The sequence below is a fragment of the Acetobacter estunensis genome, assembly GCF_019083805.1.
GTDB lineage: Bacteria > Pseudomonadota > Alphaproteobacteria > Acetobacterales > Acetobacteraceae > Acetobacter > Acetobacter estunensis_A.
In genome coordinates this window covers 16,437-36,790 of the sequence record NZ_JAHRDV010000007.1, presented here as the reverse complement: position 1 = coordinate 36,790, position 20,354 = coordinate 16,437, and the positions used below count along the sequence as shown (strand labels likewise).

The following is a 20,354-nucleotide window of genomic DNA, read 5'->3' as shown; positions in this document are numbered from 1 at the left end:
ACGGCGCAGAAAATACACGCAAGCCCAGACCACAAAACAGCGGGACCGAAGCAGCGAAAATTTATTTTATGCGCCACTTCAATCTGCCCACGCTTCAGGGCACCAGAACAGTCGCGGTCGCCGTACAGGCAATCCCTTCTTCACGTCCTGTAAAACCCAACCGCTCAGAGGTTGTGGCCTTCACTGAAATCCGGTCCACATCCACTTCCAGCAGGGAAGCCAGACGCTCCCGCATCGCCTGCGCATGCGGGCCGATCTTGGGACGCTCACAGATCAGGGTGACGTCAGCGTTCACCAGCATCCCGCCCTTCTTGCGGATCAGTTCCCCCGCATGGACAAGGAAGCGGGCGCTGTCAGCGTCTTTCCACTCGTTCTTGCTGGGCGGGAAGTGACGGCCGATATCGCCCTCGGCCAAGGCGCCATAGATGGCGTCGCACAGAGCGTGGATGCCGACATCCGCATCCGAATGACCCGCAAGACCACGATCATGCGGAATGGTGATGCCGCACATGATGAGCGGACGGCCCTCGGCAAAGGCGTGGACGTCGTAGCCGAAGCCGGTGCGCGGAAGCAGGGTTGGGCCGATCAGGCGTTCGAGGCGCACCAGATCCTCCTCGTAAGTCAGCTTGATGTTGTCTTCGGAACCGGGCGTGAGCGCCACGCTGAAGCCAGCCGATTCGAGCAAAAGCGCGTCATCGGTGGCCATGTTGTCGCCCTTTGCCTCCGCCGCACGATGCAGGTCGCGCAAAATCGGGAAGCGGAAGCCCTGCGGCGTCTGAGCGCGAAACAGGTTGGCGCGCGAAACCGTGTCCGCAATCACGCCGTTCTCGCCCTTCTTGAGTGTGTCGGCGACGGGCACCGCCGGGATCGCTCCCGGATGTTCGGCCAGAGCCGCGATCACCTCCGCGATCAGACGCGCCGGGACATAGGGCCGCGCTCCGTCATGCACCAGCACGAGATCGGGCTGCTGATCGTCCGGCAAAGCATCCAGCGCTTCCAGACCAGCGCGCACACTGTCCTGACGTTCCTTGCCGCCGGGGATAGGAGGCAGAGTGGTCATGCCCTCTAGAGCTTTTTCCAGCATCGCGGGATCGCCCACGGGCTGGATCAGTGCCACATGAGGGGCCAGCGCCTCTGCGGCGTGACGAATGACAGGACGACCGCCAAGCGTGATGAACTGCTTGGCGGTGGTGGAGCCGGTGGCGGCGGCGTAACGGCTGCCGAGCCCGGCCGCGAGGAGAATGGCGGCGACACGCATGATGGCGCAGGAATGGGCGGTAGGGCGGCTCCCGTCAAGACAGCGCGACGTATCCATAGCCTTTCCCGGCTGACCCAAAGCTGTTTCGTTTTCCGGAACTTCGGCCCGCCATGCCGCGTTGCGCCCTGAGATGTTCTTGCTTCTCAAGGGATTGGGACGCATGAAAACGGGACTTGCCCTAACCGGCGCGGCCGTATGGGGCGAAAAGAAACATGACAGCAATGGTCGCGGGACTGCCTTCGGCCAGCGGACGAGGACAGATGAGCGACACATCGTTTTACCAGCGCCATAGATATTCGCTCTCGGGTTTTGGCCTGTTCGTTCTTCTTCTCGTGCTGCTGATCATCTTCTGGTCATGGGACTGGTTCGTGCCACTGGTGAACCGTCAGGCGACAGCCGCGCTGGGCCGTCCCACCACCATCGAGCACCTGCATGTCCGTCTGGGCCGCGTTACGCGTGTGACTGTGGACAAGCTACGGAGTGAGCAGCCCACAACCTTTGCGAACGTCAAAGCGCCTTTCTTTGCCGCCGAGCATGCCACAGCCGAAATCGACATGTGGAAATTGCTCTGGCATAGCAATCTTTTTCTCCCTCTCATCCGGTTGGATACTCCCCAGGCTGACGTGGAGCGCCGCAAGGACGGCACCAACAACTATACGCTCGGATCAACGAAGAAAGAGGAGAGTAAGGGGGCATCAAGTTTCTCTCCCTCATCCATCGGCGGTCTGGAAATCAATGACGGCCATGTGCACCTGCATGACGACATCCTGCGCGCCGACATGGACACCGCCCTGCACACCACGCCGCCCAAAAGCGACACCGATCGCGGGACCATCGTGGCCGACACCACCGGTCGCTATGCCGCGCAGGCCATCAAGGGACATTTCATAGGCGGCGCCCTGCTGTCCCTGACGGACGCTAAAACCCCTTATCCGGTCGATCTGGATGTCCGCAACGGTGCAACTCGCGTCACGCTCAAGGGAACGGTGGACGACCCGCTGGCCTTCAAGGGAAGCAAGCTCAAGCTGCACCTTCTCGGTCCCGATATGTCGCTGCTCTACCCGCTGACCGGTGTCCCCATTCCGCAAACGCCGCCTTATGACATCACCGGCAATCTCGATTACACGGCCAACCTGATCCGCTTCTCCGACTTCCGCGGCCGGATGGGGTCCAGCGATCTCGATGGCACGCTGAGCGTCAATCCGCATGACAAGCCGCCCACGCTGGAGGCCGCACTTCATTCGCACCGCGTGGACATCGCCGATCTCGGTGGCTTCATCGGGAGCAAGCCCGGTCCTCAGTCGCAAAGCGAAAAGAAGGCCGAGGCAAAAGATCCGAACATTCTGCCCGACACACCGATCAACGTGCCAAAGCTCAACGCCATCAATGCGCATGTCACCTACAAAGGCGATCACATCGAGAACAAGCGTCTGCCGCTCGATAACATCGACACCGAGTTTGCGGTGCAGGACGGCGCCATCGACCTCAAGCACCTGACTTTCGCCGTCGGCAAAGGCAGCATCAGTGCCGCCGCTACGCTCACACCCGCCCAAAAAGGCTTTGCCACCAAGGCGAAGTTCGATTTCTCGCGTCTCGACCTCGCTCACATCATGCGCACCACCACCCAGACGCAGGCGCAGGGCGGTATCATCGGCGGCAACTTCACGCTGACCTCTACGGGCAACTCCATTGCCTCACTGGTGGCCAACGGCAATGGCGGCCTGACGCTGGTGCTCAGCGAAGGAGGCGATATCTCCGCCCTTCTGCCTGAAGCGCTTGGACTGCAACTCGGAAATGCCATTCTCTCCGCGCTTGGACTACCCAGTCATACGGCGGTGGACTGTTTTCTGGCCGATATGCCGCTGCGCAACGGGGTGATGAACACGAAAACCCTGCTTCTGGAAACGAGGGAAACCCGCACACTGGGAAGTGGCAGCGTGGATTTCCGCAAGAACACAATCGATTACTCGCTGACGACACGCTCGATCGGCCCGACGATCCTGTCCTTTCCGGGCGCCTTCAACATCACCGGCGCCCTCAAGAGTCCCAGCGTGATGCCGGGAGCCGAAATCATCGGTCGTGCGGCAGCCGCGGCCGGGCTGGGCTTTGTCTTTCCGCCCCTCGCCCTTCTCCCGACCATTCAGCTTGGCGTAGGCAAAGGGTCACGCTGTGAAGCTGCCGTGCAGGCCATCAACGCGCATCCAGCCTCCGGCATCGTGCCCCCGGGCGCCAGGAAGGGACAACCCGCTTCACAAGGGAAGAAAGCGCAGCATTCGGTGCAGCATGGCCATGTCAAAGCCACGCAGACGAAAGCTTCCAGTAAGGAACGCACGATGACGCCCGCAGAAATCCGGGCGGCATGGGAGAAGAAACTCCACAAAAACTGAGGCCGCATGGAAACGGCTCTTCCGTCTGTTCTTCTCGCGAAGCCGCCGTTTCCCTTCCTCGCGCCATACCGTCAGCCCACCGCTACGAACATTTCTTTTTACGTTTCTGTTGGATAAGACATCCTGACCATTCCTCGCCTGCGCCAGTCATGGGCTGCGTTCTTCGGCAAGGAAGCGAGAAGGACGATCCTATCCGATGATTTCACGTTTCCGCCCGGTCGCTGGCGTTGTGACTCTTTCCTGCGCGCTGGCGCTGGCAGCCTGCGCCACAAGTGGCAACACCACACTGAAGAACGAAACCGACGCCACGATCGATCAGAAAATTCATGACGGCGTCACCACTCGCGATCAGGTCCGCACCCTGTTCGGACCTCCGCTGCGAACCACCTTCACCGATAGCGGACATGAGGAATGGGAATATTCCTTCACCAAGCAGGTGACGGACGGCGAGAATTTCATTCCTATTTATGGCGATCTTCACCAGAGCTGGCACGGTCACCAGAAGAACCTGACCGTCATCTTCGACGGCAATGTCGTCTGGCATCACGCCATGAACACATCGCCCATAAAAACCAGTTCCGGTCTGTTCTGATACTCCCGGTGCGATGCGGCCTATCTCGCTCCGCCCGACACATCGCGCCCCGTGAGAACTGCATACCGGTCACAGCCGACAGCACCTTTCCCCAATCGCACAAGATTGCCGCATTGCTTCGCCAGCGATGCGGCGGCGAAAGGCAGATCCACCCACACCGTGACCTTCGCTCCAAGCGGATGAAAATGCCATGGCTGGATCTCTGACGGCACGATGGTCTGTCGCGTTTCCACATATTTCGCCAAAGCATCGCGGCTGCGCTCCGTGGAAACCTCCACGATGTGCTCACGACCCGTACCGGGAAAATGGCCGCCGCCTGACGCGCGGTAGCTGTTGGTCACGACAAAGACTGACTGCTCGCGCCCGATAGGCAGCGGTCCCAGCTTCAAACTATGGATGCGTCGTGCAGAAGGATCGACCAACCGCCCTTCTGCGTCATAACGAGCCGGGGCCGTCAGATCGATCTCCCATGTCAGCCCACCATTCGATGCCTCCGTGGCCAGCACGTCGAACGTATAGGATGGGACAGAGGCATTGAGCAGCGGTTGAGGATGCGCCACAGTCGGATCGATCCGGTTAAATACCGCTGCAGCACGCTCCAGCCACTCCTGTATCTCCGAACCCGTGCAACGCACGAGCGCCAGTGTGTTGGGATAGGGATAAATGCTCGCCAGATCGCGCAGGACCAGCGGGCCTGCGGGAATATCCACAAAGGACGCGGCGCCCGCTCCCCCCGCGTGGAAAGGAGATGCCGCCGAGAGAAGCGGCAGGGTTTTCGCTTCTGCCTTCGCCAAAAAAGACCGCGCCCATGCCAGTTGCGCGTCATTGATAAGGGAAAGCGTCGGATCGGAGCCGGTAAAGGTAAAAAATGTCGTCAGCGCGCCGGTCGTGTGGGCCACAGGCTGCGCCATCCACACCTTCGTCGCCTCATGCTCATCCTGCACCAGCTTCGTCAGGACAGGATCCTGCGTCACGACAGGCGCCACGATGGCGTTCGCTGACTGCGTGCAGATGGGACGTGTCTCCACACGAAACGATTGGCATCTCCATTCCCCACCAACACCACGGGTCAGCGTCAGATCGATCAGACCGAGGTGACTGCCCCAGAAGCCCGGCATCACGGCGGGCTTGCCGTGCAGCGTGCCTGTTTCGTTGTCCACATCGGCCAACCCCTCATGCGCGGGACCGGGAAAGACGTGATGGGTATGCCCGAGCAGGAGAGCGTCGATGCCGGGAAGAGCTGCCAGCGACAGCGCCATGTTTTCCGCCCCGCTCTCCTGTGGTCCGTCGGCGATGCCACAGTGACACAGCGCCACGATCACATCGCTCTGCGCCCTCAGAACCGGAAGCACTCTCCGGGCCGCCTCCACCATGTCACAGGCCCACACCCGGTCCTGCAGATGCGTGGCGTCCCATGTCATGATCTGGGGTGGCACAAACCCCACCACACCGATTTTCAGACGATGACACGTACCCTCATCGTCCATCATGTCGCGCTCCAGCACGACAAAGGGTGGCACAAACGCTCCTCCGTCCACGCGAGCCACATTGGCGCAGACGACCGGAAACGCGGTCTGGGCAAGAACCTGCTGTAAAAAGGAAAGGCCGAAATTGAATTCGTGATTCCCCAACGTCGCCGCGTCATAACCCAACCGATTCATCAACCGGATCATGGGATGGACACCCACTGCGACCAGATGCCCATCCTGCGCCATGTAATCGCCCAGAGGCGTGCCCTGAAGCGTATCTCCATTGTCGAACAGGAGCGTATTGGGCACCTCATCGCGGGCAGTCCGGATCAGTTCGGCAACCCGCAACAGCCCGACGCCATGATTTTCATGGGCCCGGTAATAATCGTAGGGATGCAGACAGGCGTGAAGATCGGAGGTTTCAAGAAGACGCACCCGGAGCACGCTTACCTCACCGCCAGCCTCACCCATGTCGGCACGCCTGTGCCGCCCGCACAAAAAACCGGTAGTTATCCCTCATATTTCCGCTTCGGACAGGATACGGCGCACATCACCGCCCCAAGGTCCGTCATACCGTTCCAGCCAACGCTCTGCCTGCGTCGGCGCACCCGCCACGAGCGCCTGCAGGGGCGCGAGCAACACGGTTTCATCCTGTCCTGCCGTATTACGCAGCCCGCGCGCCCGAAGACCGTCTGTGGCGATTGCCACCATCCGGGCCGCCAGATCGCGCACAGTGCCTGTGCCCAGCGGGGTGTTCAGCGCGCGTGCCGGCACATCGGCCCGCAGCGTACGATACGTCGCTTCGTCGTACTCGCGCACAAGACTTTCCGCGGCACTCAGGGCAGCATCGTCGTACAGCAGCCCAACCCACAGGGCGGACTGAGCGATCATCATCTCCGGTGATCCGGCATCCGCGCCCCGCATTTCCAGAAAACGCTTGAGCCGCACATCCGGAAAAACTGTCGTCAGATGGTCTTCGAAATCGCCGATAGTGGGAGTAAGCCCATCGAGGCCGTCCTGCCGGTCTCCGGCAAGCCATGCGCGGAATGATCGCCCCGCCACATCGATCAGCTTGCCATCGCGCACGATGAAATACATCGGCACATCCAGCGCCCACTCGACATACTTCGCGAAACCGAAATCTTTCGCAAAGCAGGCGTGAGGCATTCCTGAGCGGCTGTTGTCCGTATCGGTCCACACATTCGCCCGATTGGATAGCCAGCCATTGGCCTTGCCTTCATAAAACGGCGAATTGGCGAACAGGGCGGTGGCCACCGGTTGAAGCGCCAGTGAGACGCACATTTTGCGCCGCATGTCCTCTTCCGAGGCAAAATCTAGATTGACCTGCACGGTGCAGGTCCGCTGCATCATGTCCAGTCCCATAGAGCCGACCTTGGGCATATAGGCCCGCATGATCGCGTAGCGGCTCTTGGGCATCCATGGCTGGGACGCCCGTGTGGCGAAGGGATGAAAGCCCAGCGGTGCGAATCCCAAGCCTAGCCTACGGGCCGGACCACGGATATTGGCGAAGTGACGCTCCAGTTCCACGCGCGTGTCATGGAGACTCGCCAGCGGTGCGCCGGAGAGTTCGAACTGCCCAGCCGGTTCCAGCGAGATCGCCCCGCCCGCGTTCTCTCCCTGCCCCTTCAGTCCAATGAGTGCCGGGCCATCCATAATCGGCAGCCAGCCGCCCTCAGCCCGCACGCCCTCAAGCAACGCACCAATGCCTTCGGGAGCGTAGGCCGGTGAGGAAAAAGCCGGACGCTCCGCCGTCGCCGCTTCGGGGCGTACGAAGCCGAATTTTTCGTGCTCCGTGCCGATCCGCCAGTCGTCGCGCGGTTTGCAGCCCGAGGCCAGCACGTCCACGAGGTCCTGTAGGGAAGTAATGGGACGTGCGTCCTGCTCGGCGGGATTGGACATCGGCTGCGGGTTCCAGTCGGGACAGCGAAACCGCGAACGGCGCGGGACAGCCCCGAACCGAACGCTCCCGCCGCCTCAAGCGTTTCGGAGCTGGGAATCGAACAGGGCAAGCGCTGCCGTGACGGCTGTCTCTGCCCGCAGCACCCTGTTCCCCAGTGTGACAGGTGTAACAAAGGGGCGGGCACGCAGAACGTCAAGTTCCCCGGTGCTGAATCCCCCCTCCGGACCGATGAGAACGCCATCGCCCGCTCGCGCTCCGACAAAGGCGACAGGACTATCCTCTTGGGCAATCAGTCGTTCCACCGCAACAAAAAGACGGAAATCAGCAAGCCACGCTCCAAGAAAATCGGTTAGGCGGACCGGGGTCTCCACCACAGGCACACTCAACCGCTCAGACTGCTCCGCCGCTTCGGTGGCAATCGATTCGAGCCGCTCACTCTTCACGCGGCCACTCACCGTGCGCTCGGTTATGACCGGAACGAAACGTGACACGCCCAGTTCCGTGCCCATGCGGATCACGAGATCTGTGGCGTCACGCTTGAGCAGCGCGAAGGCCAGCACACACCCCTGCTCGGACGCAGGTTCGCGAAGCCGCTCCACAACCGTGAAACGGCCCTTGTCCTTGCGCACGCCCGCGATCCGCGCCAGCCACTCCCCATCGCGTTCATTGAACAGACGCACCTCGTCTCCCTCGGCACGACGCAGAACCGTGCCGAGATAACGCGCCTGTTCGGGCGTCATCGGCAATTCCGCATGTGCCACAAGCGCCTCCCCGACAGACACATGCAACCGAGGCAGGGTGTAAAGCGCCGACATGCCAGAAACTCCGCAAGGATCGGTTGACCGAACGTGGGGACCATTGACCCGGAAGAGCCATCCCCGCATCAATCGGCGCGGTTTCGGCGGGATCGGCCTGCCGGTCAAGTCTGTCAGGGAAGAGCCCGGTGCCGAACACGACCACTCCGCACACCGACATCCGCACCTCCGGCTGGATCGCGCATCTTCCCGCGAAGCTGCGCCCGTATGCCCTGCTAGCCCGACTGGACCGTCCCATCGGGGCATGGCTGCTCTTTCTGCCCGGCGCATGGGGCATCCTTCTTCCCGGCGCTCACACGGTCATCGCACCCATGGAGCGGCTGCGACTTCTTGTGCTGTTTGGCATTGGCAGCGTGGTGATGCGGTCAGCTGGCTGCGTCGTGAACGACATGTGGGATCGCGACATCGACCGTCAGGTGGCGCGCACGGCCGGACGACCGCTGGCCTCCGGCGCATTGCGGATGCGGCACGCGGCTCTTTTCCTGCTGCTGCTGCTGCTTATCGGGTTCACCATTCTGCTCCAGCTCAACGGTCTGACGCAGATCCTCGGTGCCTCCTCGCTTCTGCTTGTGGCGCTCTATCCCCTCGCCAAGCGTTTCACATGGTGGCCGCAACTCGTCATGGGGTTCACGTTCGGCTTCGGTGCGCCCATGGGCTACGCGGCGATAACGGACCGCTGCGATGCGACGCAGATGCTGCTCTATGCCGCCACGATCTTCTGGCAACTCGGTTTCGACACGATCTACGGCTTTCAGGACATGGAGGATGACGCTCGTATCGGCGTGAAATCCACCTCCCGTCTATGGGTCCACCGGCCACGCGGCTTTGTGGGTGCCTGCTACTCCCTCGCAGCCATTGCCTTTATTGCGGCAGGCGTGCTGGCCCATACGGGCTTCGGCTTCTTCCTTGGCGCGCTGATCTGCGTGGGACTGCTGTTGCATCAAGCCTCCCGAATCAATCCCGCCGATCCGCGCCTTTGTCTTGCCCAATTTCGCGCGAACCGGGACATCGGCATCGGATTCGCACTGGCCTGTCTGGCCGGTCTCCTCACATGAGACAAAAAAAGCCGTGAAGGAGCGGGGTTCATTCCCTCCATGTCGAAGCTTCATACGTCGATCAAATGAAACGAACGAAACCGTTCTTTTTCATCATTTTTCAATGAAACTTTTTCGACCTTACGCTCCACCAACACGACCAAAACCGACGACTCAAAATTAACCCAAACAATTCAATGGAATACAGCCATGCTCTGCTTTTCAGAAGTGAGAAATGTGGCTGTACATTGCATGTTTTTATGGATTTCGTACTTTTTTATGTATGTTATGTATAAAACAAAAACTTATTATTCGATACAGTTTTCTTCTCAAAATACTAATCAAAACTCCTGAACATCAGGTTGAAACACGATCCATAAAATCTATTTCTACAACTAATTACGGTAACACTCAGCTTAACATGCCAAGCGATCTGATTATCGCCTTCGTTTTTCAATAGGCACCGCAATAATGGAGATGTTCACCACGATCACACAAGAAAGAGAGTATTTTATACCTCGTGCACTGAAATGGTCTTCGGAACAGGACGAAAAACTTTCCTTTCTTCTTGAAAAAAAAGAAGATGACACTCCGTAATGCTGCCAAGGAATTGGGAGTAAGCCGGAGTTTCATCCATCGCCGTTCCCAGAAAATGCAACGAGAAACCCATTTTCGTGCTTGCAGTAGTGTACGGGAACAGGCCGGGCTGGAACCATTGGCCGTTGGACACCCTATAAGCTGGCGCGCCATCCAGACGCGGCGCCAAGCCCGGACAGAACTTCCTCTGGCCGCCTGAAGACCGCCGTTACACGGGCACACACTTCGCACCCCGGGAACCCGACCTGTCGCGTGGGAGAACAATGGGGTCTCGGGGCGCCTGTCCTCCACCATGGAGGGAAAGCCGCATGGCATCCCTCCCGCCCTTCTGGCATATGCAGGGACTTCTTCATGATCCGATCGCGTCCGCCTCTGCTTCGGACCCGTGTTTCGACCTCGTCAGGAAGCCCTCATGGCCGCCTCTTCTTCTGCTCCCGCTCCTTCGTCCGTCGAAAACTTCGATGGGTTCCGCCTGTCCTCCAAGCTTATTGCGCAAACACGCAGGGCCGGACTGAAAGAGCCCACGCCCATACAGAAGGTGGCCATTCCTCTTCTTCTGGAAGGCAAAGACGCCGAAATCCTCGCACCCACCGGCACAGGCAAAACGGCAAGCTACCTTCTTCCCGTCCTCGATTTTCTCGAACGTCGGAAAAACGCAGGTGCTCTTGTCATCGTGCCCACGCGCGAACTGGCCCGGCAGGTTTCCGAAATGGGGAAAACCCTTGCTCCCTCGCACGAGTTTCTGCCTTGGGCCGTCTATGGCGGCGAACAGGAGGGCGCCCCCCCGACCGAAGACCCACGGTTGATCGTGGCCACCCCCGGGCGCCTGCTCGATCTGCTGCGCAGCGAGCGTCTGGACGCCACGTCCTGCCGTTTTATCGTTCTGGACGAAGGGGACCGTCTGATGTCCGGCGAGTTCCGCGAGGAAATGCTTGCCATCGAAGCTCTGCTTCCACGCGAACGGCAAACAGTCCTCGTGTCCGCAACAGGCTCCCCCCAGACCCGTGAAGCCGCCCGCTCGTTTCTGCATAAACCCGTACAGATCGAGCCCGTGGAGGAAGAACGACCGCAGGTGCGCCAAGCCATGATCTTCGTCGATCAGGCGCGCAAACCCCTCGTTCTGGAAGCGCTGCTTCGTAAACACCCAGACCGCAGCGCCATTGTATTCGTGGCCACCCGCGACGACGTCCACACCCTGACCCGCCATCTTCGCAAGCAGAAACTCAAAGTCGCGGAACTGCACGGTAAATTGGGACAACCAGCTCGTAATGCCGCCATCTCGGCCTTTTCAAGCAGCAAGGTGTCCATTCTTGTCGCCACCGACATTGCGGCCCGTGGGCTGGACATCGGACAGGTGGAGCAGGTCATCAACGCAGCCCCTCCCGAACAGGCCGATACTTACCTCCACCGCATCGGTCGAACAGGACGCGCGGGCCGCAAAGGCTGGGCGGTAACGCTCTGCGCCCCGGAGGAACGCCGCGCCCTGCGCAATATCGAAGCGTCTCTTGGCGTGAAGCTGAAAGTGCTTCCCATCCCGGAACCTCTCTCCCGCAGTCGTTAAAAAACGCGCTCAGGCGCTCTTGGGCCCATCGAAACGCTGACGCGCATGTTCGCAAACACGCCGGTCATAACAGGTAAGATCGTCCAGAAGGCCAAGAATATCGGCACTCAGGGCCTCATATTTCACCGCACGGAACGGTGTGACCGGGTTGCGAATGGAGTGTTCCAGCACGTTCACACGCGGCGCACGCTCAGGCGCGTCCGTACCCAGCCTATGCGCCAGACTTTGCAATGACGCATCGAGAGCATCCGCAAAACCCACGAAATCCAGACTGTCCAGAGCAGCACACGCCAAGGCAACCGCCCGCTCCGGATCGTCGCGAAGCGGATCCGATTCCTCCGTTGCGTACAGACCGGTCAGGCGTCGGACATAGAGATTATCAATAAAGTTTCGTACGCGGACCGTGGGATGCGCCAGAAAACCAGCCAACCCATGCTCGTGCGCAAACTGCACTTCCGGCGCCCTATCCACGGTGTTGGCCCGCCAATAGTAATAAAGCGAAAGTATCCGCTCATTGGGATCACGCAGGATGGTGAATGTGAACGGATGCGCTCCCGTTCCCTCGTCAATCTGCCGCAAGGCGGGCAGATCGTAGTGCCCCCACACCAACGCGGCCTCATGAGCCGCCTGCCGGGCACCCTCTCCGTCATGCGCGGGGTGAATGTGCGGCGGGATATTCCGATGGGGGTCCGGATCGATCTGACGCGGATGAAACTTCGCGGCAAGCCATGTGGTCAGCGAGGAACCGGCTGTCTTTTCCAGATGCAGAAAACGCACCTTCCGGCCCGTCCAGTGCTGCTGAGGATCGCCCAGCATCTGCCCATGCGTCAGGCGTCCGCGCTCCAGCGCCTGTGGATCGGCCGCCAACATCGCCGCCCGCCCCAGATAGGGCCGCGCTGCCTCCACCATCGCCACACCACGCAGTAAAGGCGGCAGCCCATAGGCACCGGAGTTGAACCCTTTGGCAAAGGCCTCCTGTTCCACAGCCGTCGGCCAGCGCCCAATGCTCAGACGCAAAAGCGTAGGCGTAGCGGTCTTGAGAAAAGCCGCCTGCCCGAGAGAGCGGACACGTCCTGCCGCCTCGCTCCGCAGCCATGCCGCACGACGAAGGAGCGTCCCCGATCGCTTTGTCATTGCGTTTGCCCCGCAATGGCCGACCATGCTGGAAAACTGCGCGCTACATCAGCCACAATTTCCGGCGTTGCTTCACAAAATACCGGGATCTCCGCCAGCACACGCACCTTTCCATGCCGCTCGATCGCGTCCCGATTTCCTGCGTTGGGAGAACCGTTGAGCACCACACCCGCCACGACCATTCCCCGCCGCCGCAATGCCTCCAGACTGAGTAATGTATGATTGAGCGTGCCCAGTCCGCTGCGCGCGACGAGCACCACAGGCAGACCGAAACGCTCCGCCAGATCGATCATCATCGTGTCCTCTGTCACCGGCACATCCAGTCCACCCGCACCTTCCACAACCAGAGGCCGCTCGGGCTGCTCCATCGGCAGACGCAAAGCCGACATATCGACGCTGCACCCTTCTTTTTCAGCCGCGGCTTCCGGGGAAAGCGGGGCGAGAAACGTCGCAGCGGGTGGAACGATCCGGTCCGCACTCACCTTTGCCAAGCGGATCACTTCGGGCGTATCGCCCGCTTCGTCAGACAGCCCTGTCTGGAGCGTTTTCCAATAAAGAGCATCCCATGCCTGCGTCAGACAGGCGGAGACAAAAGTTTTCCCCACACCAGTGTCCGTGCCCGTGACAAACACGCCCGCACGTGGGGGGACACGAAACAGGCCAAACGCCAGATCCCATGTCAGCACAGCTCCCGCGCGATCGAACGCCCTCACCACGCTTCGCAAATGCCCCGGAGAAAGATGTCCGGAGGTGTTGCGCGCATCCTGCTCGGTCGCACCAATCTGCTTCAGCCCCCGCAGAAAGGCCATGCCACCATTTGTGCGCTCGACAAGCGTTTCGAACGACCACTGCGTCGCCAGCCGACCACAGGGCCAACCGTTCCGCAACTGATCACGCGATGGATAGCGCCGAATGGCGGGCACGCAATCCGACATGTCATGTGCCGCGCGCCACTCATGGAAACTGTCCCCCGCCAGCGTGCTGACCGCCAGCAGTCCACCGGGGGCCAACCGCTTCGCCAATGCTGCCAAAGCCTGTTCCGGAGGCTCCACCCACTGCACGGCCAGATTGCCACAGATCAGGTCGAACGCTCCTGTCACTTCGGCATTTCCATCTGGGTCAGCCGCGTCCATGCGGATGAATGTCACATTGTGCAGACCACGCTCCGCCGCACGCCGAAGCATCGCGACCGAGAGGTCTGTCGCCACAATTTCTGCCTCCGGCCACATGGCACGGAGCAGAGATGTGAAAAATCCCGTACCGCAGCCGAACTCCAGAATACGCCGAACCTCACGGCCATCCTGCGCCACACGGATACGCTCCATAAGAGCGCGTCCGGTCACACGCTGCACCGCTGCCGCCCCGTCATAATCCTGCGCCCGATCGAATCGTTGCGCGATGAGAGCACGGTCCTGCGCGGTCTGGTGGTGGTTAGGAATGACCATCGGAACGCGCCTCGTTCAGGATATCGGAAATGAATGTCGCACACAGGGTCGGCGCCGTGAGAGGTAGGAGATGTCCACCGGTCTCTTCCCATTGAATGCACGAAGGCGTCACGCCTGCTTCTGTCATGGCCGGTGCGACAATCGTATCATCACGACTGGCCAGGAGCGCATGCACACTTCCCATCCGCGCGCGTGCGTCACCCTCACGCAGCAGACGCAATCCTTCGGAAAGCCTCTCAATATCTGGAGAATGTTCTGGAAGAACATCTTCTGTCTGGGCCGTTTCATTCCCACAGTTTTTCCGAAACTGAGTCAGAACGGCACTGGCGTCCCGCGTCAGTCCCCGCTGCATACGCTCCAGCACCCGTGGCGCAACGCCCTGGGGAAAATCCGGTGCCTGCGAAAAACGGGCAAAGCCGTTGATCCCAATCACCCGACTGCCAGCCGGCAATTCGGCGTGCGTGAGCAACCACAACAGCCCCAGAGAATGTCCCACCGCCAGAACAGGCTCATCCGTGGGCATATGCATATTGAGAGATCCAAAAAAACCAAGGTCAATAGTCTTATTTTCACAAGAGAGAACCTGACGCACCCTGCCCCACATAATGGCATCAAACCCCCATCCATGCACCAGAACCACCTGCATCACGCTCTCCCGCACAAGCGGATGATCGCCTTCGCCAGACGCACGACGGCCTCCTCATCGTGTGCGCTGGACAGGCTGATCCGCAGACGACTTTCACCCTGCGGAACAGTGGGGGGTCGAATGGCAATGGCCAGCATACCTTCCGCCTCCAATCCTGCTGCGATCCGCAGGGCATCGGATGCCTCTCCGATCATGACCGGCACGATCTGTGTGCTGGACGCGCCCGTATCAAATCCCGCACTCTGCAGATGGGAGCGCAGTATTTCTCCATAGAGGGCGACACGCTGACGATCCTCTTCCAGAGACGGCAACAGATCGAGCACCGCATCCGCAGCCCCCAGAATGGCCGGCGGTAGCGCCGTGGAATAGATGAAGCCGGAAGCCGTGTTGAGCAACCAGTCACACAGAGGAGCGGACCCGGCGACATACGCCCCCATGCCACCCAGCGCCTTGCTGAATGTTCCCATGACCAGATGCACTCCGCCCGGTGCCTCACACGCCAATCCGGCGCCGTTCTCTCCCAGAACACCCGTCGCATGGGCCTCGTCCAGACACAGGAACGCGTCGTATCGTTCCGCCAGCGCCGCCAGTCCCGGCACATCGGCGCGATCTCCATCCATGCTGAACACGCTTTCCGTCAGAATCAGCCGCAACCCCGGCTGGCCTTGACGTATGCGCAGAAGCGTTTCCAGATGCTCCAGATCGTTGTGCCGGAAGCGGATCTGCCGCACACCCGCTGCCGCACATCCCTGATGCAGACTGGCGTGATTCAACCGGTCCATGAACACCAGAGGCGACGCACCCATCTGTTCCACAGACAATCGCGCCAAGGCCGGTACAAGCGAGGCATTCGCCTGCCACCCGGAAGCGAACAGCAGAGCTGCCTCCGTCCCTTTGAGCCGTGCAACCTTTTGTTCCACCTGCTCATGCAGCGGGCGCGTACCAGTCACAAGCCGGGAGGCTCCGGCACCGGTGCCATACTGCTCCGTCCACTCGATGGCACGGGTGCACAGGACAGGATGCCGGGAAAGACCGAGATAATCGTTGGACGAGAAATCGATCAGTCGCGCTCCATCCGCGCGCACGAGCACGTCCGTACCCGAAGGCGTGAATGGCCGCACCGCGCGTCGGCGATGAGTGGCGGCCAGCCCATCGAGGGCCTGCCGGAAAAGGAGGTCGAACTGTTGCATGACACGAAAGTGGTGCCGGAGGGCGCGCATCGGGTCAATCGTGACTGTCCACCATCCATGCTAGAAAGGCGTCCCACACTGCGTTCCCCGATGGAGATGCTCGTTGTCCGCGCCCGATTGGTATGAAGCCGGCTTGCCCCACATCTGGCTGCCCTACTCCCAGATGAAAACCGCCCCCGCACCGCTGGCGGCCAGCGCCACGCACGGAAGCCGCATCACCCTCACCGATGGCCGTGAACTGATCGATGGCGTCGCCGCGTGGTGGACGGCCTGCCATGGCTACAACCATCCCCATATTCGCGCCCATGCCGAAGCGCAGCTTGCCACCATGCCGCATGTCATGTTCGGCGGCATGGTGCACGAACCCGCGCTGCGTCTGGCCAGCCGTCTGTCCGCCATGCTGCCGGGCGATCTGGAGCGCGTGTTCTATACGGATTCCGGCTCCGTGGCCGTGGAGGTCGCCATGAAAATGGCGATCCAGTACCGCATCAACCGAGGCGAGTCCGGGCGTGTGAAAATGCTGGCCTTCCGCGGCGGCTATCATGGCGACACGCTGGCCACCATGGCCATCTGCGATCCCGAAGAAGGCATGCATCATCTTTTCGCGGGCGTGATGCCCGCACAGCATGTGGTGGATCTGCCCCGCGATGAGGCCAGTACAGCAGCGTTCGAAGCCTTCCTTACAACACACGCGCACGAAATCACCGCCATCATCGTGGAACCGCTCGTACAGGGCGCGGGCGGAATGCTCTTCCACTCGCCCGCCGTGCTGCGCAAATTGCGCGAAAGCGCGGACCGGCATGGTCTTCTTCTGATTCTCGACGAGATTTTCACAGGATTTGGCCGCACAGGTAGTATGTTCGCCTGTCAGCAGGCCGGCATCGTGCCGGACATCATCACGCTCTCAAAAGCTCTGACCGGCGGCACCATGGCGCTGGCGGCCACCGTTGCACGCCGTCATGTATATGAGGCGTTTCTTTCGGATAATCCGGAACATGCCTTAATGCATGGACCGACTTTCATGGCCAATCCACTCGCCTGTGCTTGCGCCAACGCATCGCTTGATCTGTTTGAAAGCACGCCACGTCTGGAACAGGTGGCCGCCATCGAAAACGCCTTGCGTGAACAACTCGAACCTTGTCGCGCATTGCCCGGCGTGAAAGATGTGCGCGTGATGGGTGCGATCGGCGTGGTAGAAATGGACAAAATCAACGACCCGGCCGCCCTGCGCACGCGCTTCATCTCGGAAGGTGTATGGATCCGACCTTTCCGTAATATCGTTTATCTGACACCGGCCTTTACCATTCAACCCGATGAGCTGCGCTCACTGACACGCGCCATCGAACATGTCCTCGCGACTGATAATGCCAACGGAAATGAGAGGTGAATTGTCGGGCGTAGCTTCTTTCCTTACTTAGAAAAAGATCAGCTTTTTTTATCTAAGTCTTCTACAACACTCTGAACCGACAAACATAGTTCACTCCAGAGAGATCCATTCTACCCTGATACGATAGATCTCTCTGAACGAAACGATTTTCGCTTCAGGCGAATGTTTGTTCGGACGGATGATTATGACCCTTCATCACACGTCCATAAGCCGTGCGACCAAACTCATCCGCATACTCTGCGCCATCCCATGCCACGCGGCCACCGATCATGACATTGCGCACCACATTGTCTGGCCGATTAATCACCTGTTTGCACCCGAACTGCTCACGCTCGACAAAACGATAGGTCGCCTCAGGATCCCATTTCTCCAGTGCCACCGGATCGACCACGCAGATATCGGCCTGCACCCCAACCTTCAGTCGTCCTGTATTCAGGCCCAGAAACTCCGCCGGCAACGCCGTCAGACGATGAATGGCCTGCGCCACCCGCTCCAGTCCCTCTGACTGCGCGATCTTCAAAACACGCAGATTTCCATCATAAAAACCGATATTGGCCAGATGCGCTCCACTGTCATTGAAACCGGGCAATGTCTGTTCATGGAACAACAGATCCCGCAGAACTTTTTTATCCCGGTTGGCAATGGTCGTTTCCCAGCGCAAATCCGTGTCCCATTGCCGGAATAGATGAATCAAAAAAGCGGCATCATCGCCTATGGGATCGGGGAAAGTCGCGAAAAAATCTTTCTCTGCCGGACTGATAGCACCTTCCCGCCCGCTGGACGCCTGAAACATCACCAATCGCCGATAAGGCTGTTGCAGCGTTTCTCCAACCCATTCAGGAAGTGGACAACCGGCCACACGCATATCGGCAAGATCACGTGTCAGCACAACATCTTCCAGACGCAACGCCCGCAACAGACGCGCGATGGAAAAACCCACCTTTCCTTTCAACCACATCTGCCGAAAAGACTTCACCCAAGCAGGATCGTTCAGAATACGCCCCCGCCCTTCCCGGTCCTCGAATTCCATTTCATTGAGTTCCCTGAACTCCGGAATCTCATCGGCCAAAGGATTGATGGCGCCGTCGCTCCAGATACGGAATACGCCCGTCAACGCCTGAAACCGAAACTTCCCCTTCAACGCACGTGAATTGAGGATACGTGAGAGCAACATGCACAGATGACGGGCCGTTCGGTTGGTCTGAATATCCAATGCCGCCAGCACCGTCGTCCGCAGCGGTCGGCCGTATAACCGTCCGCTGGTCAGCAGAAAACTGCGAATGGCGGCAACAAAGTCATCCTTGGGCGGCGTAGCCTGCCATAGCCGGTCATAACGCCGCACGATGTCCGTCAGACGTTTTAGTTCACGGAAACCCGCATACTGTGTCGGGATTCTTTTGCGTTTGTTCGGTGCATTCGCAAGAAAATGAAACGGCAGGGCGTCAGTCGAAAATCCGGCATACCCCTCCTCCATCCCCATCTTCAGCAGGGATTCCATCCGCGCGAGTTCTTTACGGGTTGGAGATCGGCTGACGGATCCGTACAGCCCCATCACTTCGATCCGCAGCATCGAATGGGGAATCATCGGAACGACATTGGGGCCGAGCGGCAGGCTCTCTAAATGTTGCAGATAATCCCGCGAATTCGACCAAGTACAGGTGTCGGCCACACGTTTCAGCACAGTTTTAGGCATGTTCTCGACACGGGCAAAACAATCCACGATGGGATCTTCCCCGTCACGGCGCTGATGCCCATAGGTCACGCCGATGGAACAGTTGCTCATGATGACCGTCGTGGTGCCGTGACGCACCACTTCAGGCAATTCCGGCGCAAGTTCCACTTCCAGATCGAGATGAGTGTGAATGTCGAGCATCCCCGGCATGACCCACTGACCCTGACATTCTATTTCCTGTGTGTCGGCATCAACGTCCAGACGCTGGCCGATGGCGGAAATCCGACCATTCTTCACAGCCACATCGGCAACGACTGGTGAACGCCCCGTACCATCGAAAAACATGCCGTTGCGATAGACGATTCCCGTCATCTTTGCCTCCGGGCGGCAAGAACGGACATGAGCAGGATCGCGCGACCGTTATTCCGCTTTTCCAAACATAACAATTCATGAACAGTCGGGTTCCGGCAACGTCCGCAGAGAACCAGCAGCCAACACGGATCAGCGTATCGGAACGATCGGCTTACCAGCCGGCGGCGGCGGCCTCATCTTCGGCGCGGCTTTCCACCCAAACGCGCCGTCCATCCGCAAACTCTTCCATCTTCCAGAAAGGCGCGCCCGTCTTGAGACGATCGATTAGGAAACGGGTGCCATCCAGCGCTGCCGCCCGATGTGCTGCTGCCGTCAACACCAGCACAATCGGCTCACCCACCATCAGACGCCCAACCCGGTGAATGACGGTGCACCCGGCAAGTGAGAAACGGGCCACGGCCTCTTGGGCGAGTGCCGTCAGCACGCCTTCGCACATGCCCGGATAGTGTTCCAGTGTGAGCGCCACGAGACCATTGCCGCCACGAACCACTCCCAGAAATGAGCCGACACCACCCACACCGTCACTTTCCGTCAGCAGGCGCGCGGTCTCTTTTACCATGTCAAAGGCAGACTCACTCACCACAATTCTGATCAGGGGCATGGTGCCTTCACCCACCGGTCATGGGAGGGAAAAGCGCCACCTCATCTCCGGCCTTCACCGGAGCATTCAGATCGGACAGTTGATGATTGACCGCCACACGCAGGGTTCCGGGGCCAGCGAGTGCTGCATCCAGTGTCGCGTCCACTTTACGGCGCTCCATAAGAAGAGCACCCACTGTCCGCGCATTTTCCGACAGAGTCAGAGTATCCCGTGAACGCCCCATACGTTCACGCAGGGCTGCGAAATAAAGAACGGTAACATCTGCGCTCATGT

The 20,354-nt window shown here is 59.8% G+C and carries 16 protein-coding genes; 5 read left to right on the top strand and 11 right to left on the bottom strand.

What is annotated here, in order from left to right; translation table 11 throughout:
• Window positions 1-94: 94 nt before the first annotated feature.
• Window positions 95-1,258, bottom strand: a complete 1,164-nt coding sequence (locus KUA11_RS10415) for a bifunctional 2-C-methyl-D-erythritol 4-phosphate cytidylyltransferase/2-C-methyl-D-erythritol 2,4-cyclodiphosphate synthase (RefSeq protein ID WP_217410329.1) — start codon at window positions 1,256-1,258, stop codon at window positions 95-97.
• Between the two features lie 260 nt (window positions 1,259-1,518).
• On the opposite strand from KUA11_RS10415, the gene KUA11_RS10410 reads away from it, so the two are divergent.
• Together KUA11_RS10410 and bamE are read left to right on the top strand one after the other, a co-directional pair.
• Complete coding sequence (locus KUA11_RS10410) at window positions 1,519-3,645, top strand: AsmA family protein (RefSeq protein WP_217410328.1); 2,127 nt, start codon at window positions 1,519-1,521, stop codon at window positions 3,643-3,645.
• A 196-nt stretch (window positions 3,646-3,841) separates the two neighbouring features.
• Window positions 3,842-4,237, top strand: coding sequence for an outer membrane protein assembly factor BamE domain-containing protein (gene bamE, locus KUA11_RS10405; protein WP_217410235.1), 396 nt, complete (start codon window positions 3,842-3,844; stop codon window positions 4,235-4,237).
• A 20-nt stretch (window positions 4,238-4,257) separates the two neighbouring features.
• Here the strand turns inward: bamE and KUA11_RS10400 are convergent, their stop codons facing one another.
• From KUA11_RS10400 to KUA11_RS10390, 3 genes are all read right to left on the bottom strand, one after another.
• Window positions 4,258-6,177, bottom strand: coding sequence for a bifunctional 2',3'-cyclic-nucleotide 2'-phosphodiesterase/3'-nucleotidase (locus tag KUA11_RS10400; RefSeq protein ID WP_217410234.1), 1,920 nt, complete (start codon window positions 6,175-6,177; stop codon window positions 4,258-4,260).
• 45 nt (window positions 6,178-6,222) lie between these two features.
• Window positions 6,223-7,626, bottom strand: a complete 1,404-nt coding sequence (locus tag KUA11_RS10395) for a glutamate--cysteine ligase (protein ID WP_217410233.1) — start codon at window positions 7,624-7,626, stop codon at window positions 6,223-6,225.
• Between the two features lie 75 nt (window positions 7,627-7,701).
• Window positions 7,702-8,442, bottom strand: a complete 741-nt coding sequence (locus KUA11_RS10390) for a 16S rRNA (uracil(1498)-N(3))-methyltransferase (RefSeq protein WP_217410232.1) — start codon at window positions 8,440-8,442, stop codon at window positions 7,702-7,704.
• A gap of 128 nt (window positions 8,443-8,570) precedes the next feature.
• Here KUA11_RS10390 and ubiA point away from each other — a divergent pair, with 128 nt between their 5' ends.
• Together ubiA and KUA11_RS10375 are read left to right on the top strand one after the other, a co-directional pair.
• Window positions 8,571-9,497, top strand: a complete 927-nt coding sequence (gene ubiA, locus KUA11_RS10385) for a 4-hydroxybenzoate octaprenyltransferase (protein ID WP_217410231.1) — start codon at window positions 8,571-8,573, stop codon at window positions 9,495-9,497.
• A gap of 988 nt (window positions 9,498-10,485) precedes the next feature.
• Complete coding sequence (locus tag KUA11_RS10375; protein ID WP_217410229.1) at window positions 10,486-11,634, top strand: DEAD/DEAH box helicase; 1,149 nt, start codon at window positions 10,486-10,488, stop codon at window positions 11,632-11,634.
• Between the two features lie 9 nt (window positions 11,635-11,643).
• Here KUA11_RS10375 and KUA11_RS10370 read toward each other — a convergent pair whose 3' ends face one another.
• The 4 genes from KUA11_RS10370 to bioF all read right to left on the bottom strand — a co-directional run bounded on the left by KUA11_RS10370 (window position 11,644) and on the right by bioF (window position 16,049).
• Window positions 11,644-12,768, bottom strand: coding sequence for a sulfotransferase family protein (locus KUA11_RS10370; RefSeq protein WP_217410228.1), 1,125 nt, complete (start codon window positions 12,766-12,768; stop codon window positions 11,644-11,646).
• Entirely contained in the window at window positions 12,765-14,213 is a 1,449-nt protein-coding gene (gene bioD / locus KUA11_RS10365; protein WP_217410227.1) for a dethiobiotin synthase, read from the bottom strand. The genes KUA11_RS10370 and bioD overlap by 4 nt, the downstream gene beginning before the upstream one ends.
• Window positions 14,200-14,742, bottom strand: a complete 543-nt coding sequence (locus KUA11_RS10360) for an alpha/beta hydrolase (RefSeq protein WP_254454844.1) — start codon at window positions 14,740-14,742, stop codon at window positions 14,200-14,202. The genes bioD and KUA11_RS10360 overlap by 14 nt, the downstream gene beginning before the upstream one ends.
• Window positions 14,743-14,858: 116 nt before the next feature.
• A complete protein-coding gene (gene bioF, locus KUA11_RS10355; protein WP_217410327.1) occupies window positions 14,859-16,049 on the bottom strand; it encodes an 8-amino-7-oxononanoate synthase in 1,191 nt (396 codons plus the stop codon).
• Window positions 16,050-16,152: 103 nt separating this feature from the next.
• Here bioF and KUA11_RS10350 point away from each other — a divergent pair, with 103 nt between their 5' ends.
• Entirely contained in the window at window positions 16,153-17,436 is a 1,284-nt protein-coding gene (locus KUA11_RS10350; RefSeq protein WP_217410225.1) for an adenosylmethionine--8-amino-7-oxononanoate transaminase, read from the top strand.
• Window positions 17,437-17,590: 154 nt separating this feature from the next.
• Here the strand turns inward: KUA11_RS10350 and KUA11_RS10345 are convergent, their stop codons facing one another.
• The 3 genes from KUA11_RS10345 to moaD form a co-directional block, all read right to left on the bottom strand.
• A complete protein-coding gene (locus tag KUA11_RS10345) occupies window positions 17,591-19,480 on the bottom strand; it encodes an N-acyl-D-amino-acid deacylase family protein (RefSeq protein ID WP_217410224.1) in 1,890 nt (629 codons plus the stop codon).
• A gap of 151 nt (window positions 19,481-19,631) precedes the next feature.
• Window positions 19,632-20,081 (bottom strand): molybdenum cofactor biosynthesis protein MoaE, encoded by a 450-nt coding sequence (locus KUA11_RS10340; RefSeq protein WP_217410223.1) that lies wholly within the window; start codon window positions 20,079-20,081, stop codon window positions 19,632-19,634.
• Window positions 20,082-20,088: 7 nt separating this feature from the next.
• The gene (moaD, locus tag KUA11_RS10335) at window positions 20,089-20,352 is read right to left on the bottom strand and encodes a molybdopterin converting factor subunit 1 (protein WP_217410222.1); all 264 of its coding nucleotides are present in this window, start codon (window positions 20,350-20,352) and stop codon (window positions 20,089-20,091) included.
• Window positions 20,353-20,354 lie beyond the last annotated feature (2 nt).

Bases quoted from the DNA above. Each gene is read 5' to 3' on its own strand.
- KUA11_RS10415 (WP_217410329.1), bottom strand. From the start codon at position 1,258: ATGCGTGTCGCCGCCATTCTCCTCGCGGCCGGGCTCGGCAGCCGTTAC.
- KUA11_RS10410 (WP_217410328.1), top strand. From the start codon at position 1,519: ATGAGCGACACATCGTTTTACCAGCGCCATAGATATTCGCTCTCGGGT.
- bamE (WP_217410235.1), top strand. From the start codon at position 3,842: ATGATTTCACGTTTCCGCCCGGTCGCTGGCGTTGTGACTCTTTCCTGC.
- KUA11_RS10400 (WP_217410234.1), bottom strand. From the start codon at position 6,177: ATGGGTGAGGCTGGCGGTGAGGTAAGCGTGCTCCGGGTGCGTCTTCTT.
- KUA11_RS10395 (WP_217410233.1), bottom strand. From the start codon at position 7,626: ATGTCCAATCCCGCCGAGCAGGACGCACGTCCCATTACTTCCCTACAG.
- KUA11_RS10390 (WP_217410232.1), bottom strand. From the start codon at position 8,442: ATGTCGGCGCTTTACACCCTGCCTCGGTTGCATGTGTCTGTCGGGGAG.
- KUA11_RS10375 (WP_217410229.1), top strand. From the start codon at position 10,486: ATGGCCGCCTCTTCTTCTGCTCCCGCTCCTTCGTCCGTCGAAAACTTC.
- KUA11_RS10370 (WP_217410228.1), bottom strand. From the start codon at position 12,768: ATGACAAAGCGATCGGGGACGCTCCTTCGTCGTGCGGCATGGCTGCGG.
- bioD (WP_217410227.1), bottom strand. From the start codon at position 14,213: ATGGTCATTCCTAACCACCACCAGACCGCGCAGGACCGTGCTCTCATC.
- KUA11_RS10360 (WP_254454844.1), bottom strand. From the start codon at position 14,742: ATGCATATGCCCACGGATGAGCCTGTTCTGGCGGTGGGACATTCTCTG.
- bioF (WP_217410327.1), bottom strand. From the start codon at position 16,049: ATGCAACAGTTCGACCTCCTTTTCCGGCAGGCCCTCGATGGGCTGGCC.
- KUA11_RS10345 (WP_217410224.1), bottom strand. From the start codon at position 19,480: ATGACGGGAATCGTCTATCGCAACGGCATGTTTTTCGATGGTACGGGG.
- KUA11_RS10340 (WP_217410223.1), bottom strand. From the start codon at position 20,081: ATGCCCCTGATCAGAATTGTGGTGAGTGAGTCTGCCTTTGACATGGTA.
- moaD (WP_217410222.1), bottom strand. From the start codon at position 20,352: ATGAGCGCAGATGTTACCGTTCTTTATTTCGCAGCCCTGCGTGAACGT.